Here is a 1,785-nt window from a genome sequence, read left to right as displayed (position 1 = left end):
GTGCATATTATTGAAACAACTAATTACGAAGCAGTGGCACACCTTGTTGTTGGCGCACGTCCAAGAGGGCTGGCTTTTAACAGTGATGGCAGTCTGGCTTATGCCACCAGCGAAATTGGCAATGAAGTTGCCATTATCGATATGGAAACACTGAAAGTAATCAAGAAGTCAGGGATTGATGTAGAAAACTCCAAGCCAATGGATATCAAAGTCAGTCCTGATGATAAAATGCTTTATATCACCACAGGTCGTGGTAATTCGGTAGCATTCCTCGATGCAGAAACTCTGGAATTAAAAGGGAATGTTCCAGTTGGTAAACGGGTCTGGGGCTTGGATTTATCGAAAGACGGTTCAATGTTATACACCGCAGACGGGGTGGATGGCACTGTTTCAGTTGTCGATACTGCTAAGCAGGAGCGTATTAAAACCATCGAAGTCGGCTCCTTCCCATGGGGTGTTGCTCTGGACGACTGAGTATAAAACATAACTAAAATTAAACCCGGCAGCGTTATGCGTTGCCGGGTTTTTTTATGATTAAAAATATAAAAGAGACAAGAAAAATTTTGTGAACTATTGCTGACGCGCTATGATGCCGCACATGAAAGTTATACTGCGTTTAATCGACATTTGTCTGTTCCGTTCAGGACCAGATAGCCTTCCGGCTAATAATCAACTGATGCAATTGCTATTGTTGATATATTTTATTGTCAGCGTATCGGTCAACCAAATTGATATGTCATTCCGAATCAGTCTATGGATTGGTTTAACAGATGTGATCGTATTAACGACCCTTCTTTATGGACTGCTTCGCCTGAACCACTTTTTGCCGCGTTACCAACAGTCATTAATGGCATTGGCCGGCACCGGCAGTCTGTTGGGTCTGTTAGCCATGCCACTGCTATGGGCCTTTCATCAGTACGCTGAACAATCCGATACAGCAAATTTCATCTTGTTTGCACTGATGTTGGTGATGTTGTGGAGTTTGATGGTCACCGCACATATCATACGCCGTAGTATTGAAACATCAGCACCTAAGGCGGTTGCTTTAACGGTTTTATATGTAGTGCTGGCTATTGTTATTAATGGCCTGGTCATGTCCGGAGTAGCCTGAATGCATATCCATATTTTAGGCATCTGCGGTACCTTTATGGGGGGGCTGGCTTTACTGGCTCGTGAACGTGGTTTCGATGTTTCCGGTTCTGATGCCAATGTTTACCCGCCAATGAGCGATCAATTAGCCGCCGCAGGAATCGACGTCATGCAGGGATATTTGCCGGAGCATTTGCAACCGGCTCCCGATATGGTGGTTATGGGTAATGCGATGTCTCGTGGCAATCCTGCCGTAGAATATGTGCTGAACCGTAATTTACCTTATATCTCCGGACCACAATGGTTGGCAGAAAACATTTTGCTCAATCGGTGGGTGCTAGCGGTATCCGGGACTCACGGTAAAACCACGACCAGCAGTATGCTGGCCTGGATTCTGGAATATGCAGGAATGCAACCTGGTTTTTTGATCGGTGGAGTACCCGGTAATTTTGGTCAGTCTGCTGCGATTGGAAATACCCCTTTCTTTGTGATCGAAGCCGATGAATATGACACGGCATTTTTTGATAAACGCAGCAAATTTATTCATTACCACCCGCGTACTTTAGTCATTAATAATCTGGAATTTGATCACGCTGATATCTTTGCTGATCTGGCTGCCATTCAAACGCAGTTTCATCATTTAATTCGTACTGTTCCGGCTGAAGGTTTGGTGATTACGCCGCACGCTATCCCTGC

General features: G+C 44.9%; 3 protein-coding genes. All 3 read left to right on the top strand.

The genetic code is table 11. The features are described 5' to 3' along the window. Positions 1 to 474: beta-propeller fold lactonase family protein (locus tag B3M51_RS02675; RefSeq protein WP_292756635.1), on the top strand; the 474-nt coding region annotated here is incomplete at its 5' end. A gap of 124 nt (positions 475 to 598) precedes the next feature. Then, entirely contained in the window at positions 599 to 1,111 is a 513-nt protein-coding gene (locus B3M51_RS02670) for a hypothetical protein (RefSeq protein ID WP_292356308.1), read from the top strand. Next, positions 1,112 to 1,785 (top strand): UDP-N-acetylmuramate:L-alanyl-gamma-D-glutamyl-meso-diaminopimelate ligase (gene mpl / locus B3M51_RS02665; RefSeq protein ID WP_292756633.1); only part of this gene is annotated, 674 nt, incomplete at its 3' end.

Source organism: Methylophaga sp. UBA2689 (assembly GCA_002354555.1).
Lineage (GTDB): Bacteria > Pseudomonadota > Gammaproteobacteria > Nitrosococcales > Methylophagaceae > Methylophaga.
This window is presented reverse-complemented; position numbering and strand designations above follow the sequence as displayed.

Excerpts from the sequence above, each read along its gene's own strand:
- B3M51_RS02670 (WP_292356308.1), top strand. The coding sequence starts at position 599 with ATGAAAGTTATACTGCGTTTAATCGACATTTGTCTGTTCCGTTCAGGA.